This is a genomic window from Kineococcus arenarius subsp. arenarius (assembly GCF_050871845.1).
Lineage (GTDB): Bacteria > Actinomycetota > Actinomycetes > Actinomycetales > Kineococcaceae > Kineococcus.
On sequence record NZ_JBJLSE010000050.1, the window covers coordinates 20,304 to 28,844 of the forward strand.

The 8,541-nt window shown below is 72.5% G+C and carries 9 protein-coding genes, 1 pseudogene and 2 riboswitches; of the genes and pseudogenes, 6 read left to right on the top strand and 4 right to left on the bottom strand.

All coding sequences use genetic code 11. The features are described 5' to 3' along the window. Positions 1-261: 261 nt before the first annotated feature. A riboswitch (SAM riboswitch) is annotated at positions 262-377 on the top strand. 33 nt (positions 378-410) lie between these two features. From ACRYM0_RS12890 to metE, 4 genes are all read left to right on the top strand, one after another. Beyond that, positions 411-1,319 (top strand): sulfite exporter TauE/SafE family protein, encoded by a 909-nt coding sequence (locus ACRYM0_RS12890; protein WP_432505658.1) that lies wholly within the window; start codon positions 411-413, stop codon positions 1,317-1,319. After that, positions 1,316-1,642 (top strand): ferredoxin, encoded by a 327-nt coding sequence (gene fdxA, locus ACRYM0_RS12895; RefSeq protein WP_432505660.1) that lies wholly within the window; start codon positions 1,316-1,318, stop codon positions 1,640-1,642. The genes ACRYM0_RS12890 and fdxA overlap by 4 nt, the downstream gene beginning before the upstream one ends. A 94-nt stretch (positions 1,643-1,736) precedes the next feature. Further along, a riboswitch (SAM riboswitch) is annotated at positions 1,737-1,829 on the top strand. 70 nt (positions 1,830-1,899) lie between these two features. Beyond that, on the top strand, positions 1,900-2,895 hold the full coding sequence (locus ACRYM0_RS12900; RefSeq protein WP_432505662.1) for a methylenetetrahydrofolate reductase: 996 nt from the start codon (positions 1,900-1,902) through the stop codon (positions 2,893-2,895). Further along, on the top strand, positions 2,892-5,267 hold the full coding sequence (gene metE, locus ACRYM0_RS12905) for a 5-methyltetrahydropteroyltriglutamate--homocysteine S-methyltransferase (protein ID WP_432505663.1): 2,376 nt from the start codon (positions 2,892-2,894) through the stop codon (positions 5,265-5,267). The genes ACRYM0_RS12900 and metE overlap by 4 nt, the downstream gene beginning before the upstream one ends. A gap of 66 nt (positions 5,268-5,333) precedes the next feature. Here the strand turns inward: metE and ACRYM0_RS12910 are convergent, their stop codons facing one another. Continuing rightward, positions 5,334-5,846: a hypothetical protein gene (locus tag ACRYM0_RS12910; protein WP_432505680.1), complete on the bottom strand. Its 513-nt coding sequence runs from the start codon at positions 5,844-5,846 to the stop codon at positions 5,334-5,336. Here ACRYM0_RS12910 and ACRYM0_RS12915 point away from each other — a divergent pair. Together ACRYM0_RS12915 and ACRYM0_RS12920 are read left to right on the top strand one after the other, a co-directional pair. After that, positions 5,791-6,040, top strand: a pseudogene (locus ACRYM0_RS12915) (DDE-type integrase/transposase/recombinase); the annotation flags it as partial. The gene ACRYM0_RS12910 and the pseudogene ACRYM0_RS12915 overlap by 56 nt on opposite strands. A gap of 33 nt (positions 6,041-6,073) precedes the next feature. Beyond that, the gene (locus ACRYM0_RS12920; protein ID WP_432505678.1) at positions 6,074-6,313 is read left to right on the top strand and encodes an integrase core domain-containing protein; all 240 of its coding nucleotides are present in this window, start codon (positions 6,074-6,076) and stop codon (positions 6,311-6,313) included. A gap of 230 nt (positions 6,314-6,543) precedes the next feature. Here ACRYM0_RS12920 and ACRYM0_RS12925 read toward each other — a convergent pair whose 3' ends face one another. The 3 genes from ACRYM0_RS12925 to ACRYM0_RS12935 form a co-directional block, all read right to left on the bottom strand. Then, the gene (locus ACRYM0_RS12925; RefSeq protein ID WP_432505665.1) at positions 6,544-7,683 is read right to left on the bottom strand and encodes an IS630 family transposase; all 1,140 of its coding nucleotides are present in this window, start codon (positions 7,681-7,683) and stop codon (positions 6,544-6,546) included. 207 nt (positions 7,684-7,890) lie between these two features. Then, positions 7,891-8,124, bottom strand: a complete 234-nt coding sequence (locus ACRYM0_RS12930) for an MmyB family transcriptional regulator (protein WP_432505667.1) — start codon at positions 8,122-8,124, stop codon at positions 7,891-7,893. 44 nt (positions 8,125-8,168) lie between these two features. After that, positions 8,169-8,541: integrase core domain-containing protein (locus ACRYM0_RS12935; protein ID WP_432505669.1), on the bottom strand; the 373-nt coding region annotated here is incomplete at its 5' end.

An 8,541-nucleotide genomic window follows, 5' to 3' on the forward strand; every position in this document is an offset into this window, starting at 1 on the left:
CCTCAGCTGGTGGGGTGCAGCGAGCGACCGGGACGGCACGCGTAGGCGCTCTGCAGCCGCATGAGGTCGACGTACCGGCGCGAGACGAGGCGCACGGCAGAGGGCTGGACCACGGGACCACGGTAGGGCACGAGCGCACGAACTCCAACACGGTCCCGGAGGTCCGCGCGGCGCGGACGGGCGGAGCGGGGGGAACCGCGCCGTTCTCGCCGGTGTGGTGAGGTGTTGACCGCCCCCCGGGGGTCGTCTACCGTCAGTGGCGGTCACGAGTACCAGCGTCAAGCCCCGGCTCGCTGGTCGGCAACCCTCCTGTCGCGGCGGGGTGCTCCGGGTGAGGACCCGGCCGGTCGCCGTTCGGCGTCCGGCAAGCGCGGACCTGCGGGTCCACGGACGTACGGACGGCTCTCCTCGTGCACAAGTTCGCCCTGCTCGCCCTGGTCGGCCTGCTGGCTCAGCTCGTCGACGGCTCCCTCGGCATGGCCTACGGGGTCACCTCCACGACGCTGCTGCTCGTCGTCGGGGCGAGCCCCGCCGCCGCGTCCGCCACCGTCCACCTCGCGGAGATCGGCACCACGCTGGCCTCCGGGGCCGCGCACTGGCGCTTCGGCAACGTGGACTGGCGCGTCGTGGTGCGCGTGGGGGTGCCCGGCGCGGTCGGGGCCTTCCTCGGCGCGACGGTGCTGTCGTCGCTGCCCACGGACGTCGCCGCCCCCGTCATCAGTGCCGTGCTGCTGCTGCTGGGCGTGTACGTGCTGCTGCGCTCCGCGGTGGCGCGCTTCGACGAGAGGTCACTGCACCGGCCGCTGCGGCGGCGCTTCCTGGCGCCGCTGGGCCTGTTCGCCGGGTTCGTGGACGCGACCGGTGGCGGCGGCTGGGGTCCCGTGGGCACCCCCGCCCTGCTGGCCTCCGGCCGGCTGGAGGCCCGCAAGGTCATCGGCTCGGTGGACACCAGCGAGTTCCTCGTCGCCGTGGCCGCCAGCGCGGGTTTCCTCGTGGGGCTCGGATCGCAGGGCATCGCCTGGACGTGGGTGCTGGCGCTGCTGCTCGGCGGACTGATCGCCGCGCCCATCGCCGCCTGGCTGGTGCGCTACGCCCCGCCGCACGTGCTGGGCTCGGCCGTCGGCGCCGTCATCGTCCTGACGAACTCGCGCACCCTGCTGCGCAGCGACGCCGTCGGGGCCACCGACCCGGTCCGCTGGGCCGTCTACGCGCTCGTGCTGGTCGTCGGCGCCCTCGCCGTGGCCCACTCGGTGCGCCGGCACCGCCGCACCGCCCGCACGCTCACCACCACCGACAGCGAGAGGAGCAGCGCGCAGTGACGTACGTCATCGCCCAGCCCTGCGTGGACGTCAAGGACAAGGCCTGCATCGAGGAGTGCCCTGTCGACTGCATCTACGAGGGCGAGCGCTCGCTGTACATCCAGCCCGACGAGTGCGTCGACTGCGGTGCCTGCGAGCCGGTGTGCCCGGTGGAGGCGATCTACTACGAGGACGACGTGCCCGAGCAGTGGTCGGCGTTCACCGCGGCCAACGTCGAGTTCTTCGAGACCGTCGGCTCGCCCGGTGGTGCGGCGAAGGTGGGCCTGATCCACGCCGACCACCCGGTGGTGGCCGCGCTGCCGCCGCAGGGCGGGGAGCACTGACCCGCCGCTCCACCGGCACCACCAGCACGACCAGCACCACCAGCACCACCAGCACCACCAGCACCGCCGCTCCACCAGCACCACCAGCACCGCCACCCCATCCAGAGCGGTCGAGAGTCCTGGCTCGACGACGCCGCAGCAACCCCCCGGTCCCCGGGAGCGGGTGCTTCCGCCAGGTCGATGGAGTCGACGATGTCCCGCACCACGCCCCACCCGTCCCCCGGCCGCACCGGCCCCCGGCTTCCCCCCGCGCTGCCGTGAGCGTCGCACCCCTGGTCGCCGGAGCCGCCGGCCGCCCCACCCTGAGCTTCGAGCTGTTCCCCCCGCGCTCCGAACGGGCCCGGGAAGCCCTGCACGGCACGGCCTCCCGGCTGGCGGGTACCGGACCGGACTTCTTCTCCGTGACCCACGGGGCGGGCGGCGGCACCCGCGACGCGGGCTGCGAACTGCTCGCCCACCTGCGCCGCGAGACCCGCACCGCCGCCGTGGCCCACCTGACCTGCGTGGGCGCCACGAGGCGGCAGGTCGTGGAGCTCGCGCAGGAGTTCTTCGCCGCGGGTGTGCGCGACGTCCTGGCGGTGCGCGGCGACCCGCCGGCCGAGCGGATCACGGACCCGGCGCCGGCCGACGCCGTCCGCCGCGCCTGCGACCTGGTCGAACTGCTGCACGTCGCCGACCGCCACCACCACGTGAGCGCGGGCGGGGACGGTGCGGCGCTCCCGCCGCTGAGCGTCGCGGTGGCGGCCTTCCCGGGCTCCCGGCGCGCCGGCGACCTGCAGGCCCTGCGCGCCAAGCAGGACGCCGGCGCCTCCTTCGCCATCACGCAGGTCTGCTACTCCGCCCGGGAGTACGCCGGCTTCGCCGCCCGGGCCCGCGCCGCCGGCATCACCCTGCCGCTGCTGCCGGGGATCATCCCGACCACCGACCCGGCGCGCCTGCTGCGCCTGGAGCAGCTCACCGGGGTGCCCGCACCCGCCGAGCTGCTGGCACTGCTGGAGTCCGCGGCCGAGCACGGCGACGCCGCCCGCCACCGCGCCGGCACCCGGTTCGGCCGGGCCCTGGCCCGCGACCTGCTCGCGGCCGGTGCCCCCGGGCTCCACCTCTACACGTTCAACGCAGCGCCCGCGGCGCTGGACCTGCTCGAGGGTGTGCACCTCGGCGCCGGGACCCCGACGGTCCCGAGCTCGGCCGGACGGCCGCAGGCATCCGCGGTTCCCCACGACGCCGCGCTCGCGGCTGGAGGATCCCGATGAGCACGCACGCCCGCACCACCCGTCCCACCGACGTCCCCGCCTGGTCGGCCACCGTCCTGGGCTACCCCCGCATCGGCCCGCGCAGGGAGACGAAGAAGGCGCTGGAGGCCCTGTGGGCCGGCCACGCCGACGTCGCCACGACCGAGCGGGCGCTGGCCGCGGTGCGCGCCCGCACGGTGCGGCGCTTGAACGACCTGGGCCTGCACGCCCACGACGCCTCCATCCCGTCGGCGTTCTCCGCGTACGACCAGGTGCTGGACACCGCGATCGCCGTGGGTGCCGTGCCGCCGCGCTTCACCGACGTCGTGGGCGCCGACGGGCGCGTCGACCTGGCCGGGCTGTCCACGATCGCCCGCGGCCGCGGGACGGACGCACCGCTGGAGATGACGAAGTGGTTCGACACGAACTACCACTACCTCGTCCCCGAGATCGGCCCGGACACGCGGTTCCGGTTCGCCGACGACCGGGGCGTGCGGGAGTTCTCCGAAGCCCTGGCCGACGGCTTCCTCACCCGCCCCGTCCTCGTCGGGCCGGTCACGTTCCTGCTGCTGGCCAAGCCCGCCGGCGGCAGCCCCGAGGGGTTCGCGCCGATCGACCGCCTGGACGACCTGCTGCCGGTCTACGCGGAACTGCTGGCCGCGCACGCCGCCGCCGGTGCCGCCTGGATGCAGCTCGACGAGCCCGCCCTCGTCAGCGACTCCGCGACCGAGGGGGTCGACGGCCTCGTGGAGCTCGTGCGCTCGGCCTACGACACCCTGCTCACCGCGCTGGCGGCGGCACCCGCCCGCCCGCGCCTGCTGGTGGCCGCCCCCTACGGCGACCTGGGTGAGCACCTGGCACCGCTCGCCGCCACCGCGGTGGACGGCCTCGCACTGGACCTGGTGCGCGGGTCGGCCCCCACCGGCCCGGTCCCCGGCCTGGACGGCAAGACCCTCGTCGCCGGGGTCGTCGACGGCCACAACGTCTGGCGCGCCGACCTGGCGCCGGCCCTGGCGCAGCTGCAGGCGCTGGTGCCGCTGGCCGGCACCGTCGTCGCGGGGACGTCGACCTCCCTGCTGCACGTCCCGCACGACGTCGCCGACGAGCCCCACCTGGACCAGCGGCTGCGCGGCTGGCTCGCCTTCGCCGACCAGAAGGTCGCCGAGGTCGTCCTGCTGGGGCAGGCGCTGCACCACCCGGGCACGGGCACGGGCACCCTCGCCGCCAGCTCGTCGGCGCGCGCCGACCGCCTCGCCGCCCCCGGCGTGGTGCGCCCCGAGGTGCGCGAGCGCCTCGCCGGCCTGGGCGAGGACGCGCTGCACCGCAGCGACTACGCGGTGCGCCGCGCCGCGCAGGACGAGGCGCTCGACCTGCCGCTGCTGCCCACCACCACCATCGGCTCGTTCCCGCAGACCGGGGAGATCCGCGCGGCGCGCGCGGCCCGCACCGCCGGGCGGCTCACCCACGAGCAGTACGAGGAGTTCCTGCGCGCCGAGATCGACCGCGTGGTCGCGCTGCAGGAGGAGCTGGGGCTGGACGTCGTCGTGCACGGCGAGCCCGAGCGCAACGACATGGTGCAGTACTTCGCCGAGAACCTCGACGGCTTCGCGGTGACCCGCAACGGCTGGGTCCAGTCCTACGGTTCGCGGTGCGTGCGCCCGCCGATCCTGTGGGGCGACGTGACGCGTTCCGCGCCGATCACCGTGCCGTGGAGCGCGCACGCCGCCTCCCGCACGCCGAAGCCGGTCAAGGGGATGCTCACCGGCCCGGTCACGATCCTGGCGTGGTCGTTCGTGCGCGACGACCAGCCGCTGGCCGACACCGCCCGCCAGGTCGCCCTCGCCCTGCGCGACGAGGTCGCCGACCTCGAGGCCGCGGGCATCGGCGTGGTGCAGGTCGACGAGCCGGCGCTGCGCGAGTTGCTGCCGCTGCGGCGCGCGGACCAGCCCGCGTACCTGGACTGGTCGGTGGCCGCGTTCCGCCTGGCGACCGCCGGCGCCGCGGACGCCACGCAGATCCACACCCACTTGTGCTACTCGGAGTTCGGCGAGGTCATCGACGCCATCGACCGCCTCGACGCCGACGTGACGAGCATCGAGGCGGCCCGCTCGCGCATGGAGGTGCTGCCGGACATCGCCCGAGCCGGCCTCGCCCGCGGCATCGGCCCGGGCGTGTACGACATCCACTCCCCGCGGGTCCCCAGCCGCGAGGAGGTCGCCGAACTGCTGCGCCTGGCGGTGGCCTCGGTGCCTGCCCGGCAGGTGTGGGCGAACCCGGACTGCGGGCTGAAGACCCGCGGGTACGCCGAGACGGTCCCCGCGCTGCGGAACCTGGTGGCGGCGGCGCAGGAGGTCCGCGCCGAGCTCGCCGCCACGGCGGTCACCGCGGGCTGAACCCCGGCCGGCCCGCGCCCCGTGGCGCGGGCCGGTTCGTCGGCTGAGCGTTGCTCCACACGCCCGTCAACCCCGGGCCTCGATGTGCTTCTCCCACGGCAGGTGGGCTGGCAGGGCGGCAAGGATCTGAGCACGGAAGGACGGGGTGGCGGCTGGGCGCAGGGTGTCCTGCACGGCTAGGTCCACGGGAAGCGCGTTCCACGCCTCGAAGGGCAGCCAGTGGTGCAGCGCTTCGGTGAGGGTACGGCGCGCGGCGACGGGGTCGCCGTCGCGGACCTGGACACCTGCGTACCAGGCGTTGACGTACCACAGCGGGCTGCTCAGTCCGTGGCGCTGGTGCAGGCGGTGTGCCAGGTCCTCGTGGCGGGCGGCGTACACCGCTGCCCACAGTCGGCTGCTCTCGTCCTCGCTCAGTTCGTCCAGTCGCTCGGCCCACTGCTGGCCCCACGTCAGCTCACCGGGGGACTGGTCCCATTCGACGGCTCCGACGGCTCCGACGGCACCGACGGCGGCGGACGCGATCATGCGTGACTTCAGCGTGAACGCCGCCGCGGTGAACTCCCGCTGGTGCGGGGACATCACGTACATCGCGACGTGGGAGAAATGGATCTACCTAACAACGGTGACCGACATCTCCTCCCGGCGGATCGTCGGGTGGGCCACCGCGGACCGACCTGGTCGAGCAGGCGCTGCGCAACGCCTGCCAGTCGCGTCGTCCACCGGTCGGGGTGATCTTCCCCTCCGACCGTGGCTGTCAGTACACCTCGCAGCAGTTCGCTACCGCTGCAGGGCATCTGGGTGTCCGCTTGTCGGTCGGCCGGAAGGGGCAGTGCTGGGACAACGCGGTCGCCGAATCGTTCTTCGCGACCATCAAGGCCGAACTCGTCGACCGGCAGGCCTGGCCGACCCGGGCCGGGGTGCACGCGGTGATCTTCGAGTGGATCGAGGGCTGGTACAACCCGCGCCGTCGGCATTCCGGCCTGGGCTACCTGGGCCCGGACGAGTTCGAGCCTCGAGTCGCCGAGGTCGAGGTCGCGGTAGCCTGAACTACACAGTCACCGTGTCCCGCGAACCGGGGCAGGCCCAGACGTTCACCAGTCACTCCGGTTTGTGTGGTGACGCCGATCGCGCTGAGCAACTGGCAACACCGATCGCAGACAGGACCGGAAGGGCGGTGCGAATCAGCCGGGCTGCCGGGATTGCTGCAACTGCGCCCTCCGCGCACCATGCCTGGCCCAAGCTCCCAGTCCACCTGTGCAGCTTCCTTGTCGATCTGCTAGTGTCCTCCGCCAGAGATCCGCTGCAGAAGTCGTCCGAGTGACGCCAGGATCTGATCCGCGGTCTTGGTCCAGACGAAGGGCTTCGGGTTCTCGTTCCAGTCCGCGACCCAGGCGCGGAGGTCGGCCTCGAGGGCCTGGACGCTGCGGTGGTCACTTCGCTGCAGAAGATCGGCTGTGACATAGGCGAAAAGCCTCTCGACCTGATTCAGCCACGAGGAGTACGTCGGGGTGAAGTGCAGCTGGAACCGGGGGTGCTTGGCCAGCCAGGCCTTGATGGTCGGGTGCTTGTGGGTGCCTGGGGGTCCCTCCCGCGTGCGGGGGAAGTTGTCGCAGACGATGTGCACGTCGAGGTGGTCAGGGACCTCGGTGTCGATCTTGGTGAGGAACTTCCTGAACTCCGTGCTGCGGTGTCGGCGGTGGGTGGCGGAGATGACGGTGCCGTCAGCGACGTTCAGCGCCGCGAACAGGCTGGTGGTGCCGTGCCGGACGTAGTCGTGGGTCCGCTTCTCCGGCATGCCCGGCATCATCGGGAACGCCGGCTGGGACCGGGCCAGGGCCTGGACCTGGCTCTTCGCCCCCGTGAGCGGGAGGGACCCCCAGTCCACGCACAGCACCACCGCGGCCTCGGGTGGGTTGAGGTAGAGGCCGACGACGTCGTGGACCTTCTCCACGAACATCGGATCGTTGGACAGCTTCATGCCTTCGGCGCGGTGCGGTTGCAGGCCGAACGCCCTCCAGATCCGCCCGATCGTGGACTCACTCAACCCGCTGCGCTGCGCCATCTTCGACCGCGACCAGTGCGTCGCGTTCTTCGGCGTGGCCTCCAAGGTGGCGACGACGACGTCTTCGACCTGGTCAGCGGTGATCGAAGCCGGCCGACCTGGTCGGGCTTCGTCGCTCAAGCCGTCGAGTCGATGGGCCACGAACCGCCGCCGCCAATTGCCGACGGTGGCCTCGTTGCAGCCCAGCCTCTCGGCAACCTCGCGGCTCGACGTGCCTTCGGCGCAGGCCAGGATGATCCGCGAACGCAGCGCCAGGGCCTGGGCTGAGGTGTGTCGTCGGGTCCAGCGCTGTAGTTGGTCACGTTCGTCGTCGGTGAGTACGAGCTCGGCCTTGGGGCGTCCAGTGCGAGGCATCCCCGCCAGTGTACTTTCGTAGCGGATCTCTGGCGGAGGACACTAGCGGGGTCGTCCCTGACCGGCCACCACCTCATTGAGAGGAGTGGTCGCCGGTCGTGCGGTCGGTGCATGGCACTGATCTTGTACGTGCCTCCACCACGTGCACGTCTCGCTGCGACTGCCGTCGCAGCGCTGTTGCAGGAATACTGCAGGGTTACTGCAGGGTTACTGCGCCTGTGGTCTGGTGCGCGTCCCGGGGGGCGTGGCGTGCAGCGAGGCCAGCATTTGCAGCTTTTCGGCATCCGGGCTGCCGAGAGCGGCCTGGTAGACGATCAGTTGGGCACCGTGGACCTCCTTGATGTCGAAGGCGTGGTAGTCCAAGCCGAGGTCACCGACGTCGCGGTGGCGGAACGCCTTGGACTCGTGTGTCTTGCCGCGCACATCACCCCTGGCCCACAAGTGGCCGAAGCGGAACGTGTCAAGGCGGTTGAGGCCAGCAGGTGTTAAGCAGCTGAGCTGTGCTCGGCCTGCGCAGGGTCGTCGGGTCGGTTGATCCAGGCGCTGGTCGGCAGGTCGAGGATCTTCGGCAGGGCCGGCTCGGCCGCGAAGCGTTCGGGGTGGGCCTGCCGGGCCCGTTCGAGTGCGCGGCGTCGGGCCTGCTGGACGTGTGCGGTGCGGTGGTGATGGACGTCAGCGGGCGTGTGCAACCCGATCCCAGCATGGTGATGCTCGTGGTTGTACCAATCGGCGAAGTCCTCCATCCAGGCTCGCGCATCGGCCAAGGTGGCGAACCGCTCGGGGAAGGTCGGGGCGTACTTCACCGTCTTGAACAAGGCCTCACTAAACGGGTTGTCGTTCGAGACCCGCGGCCGCGAA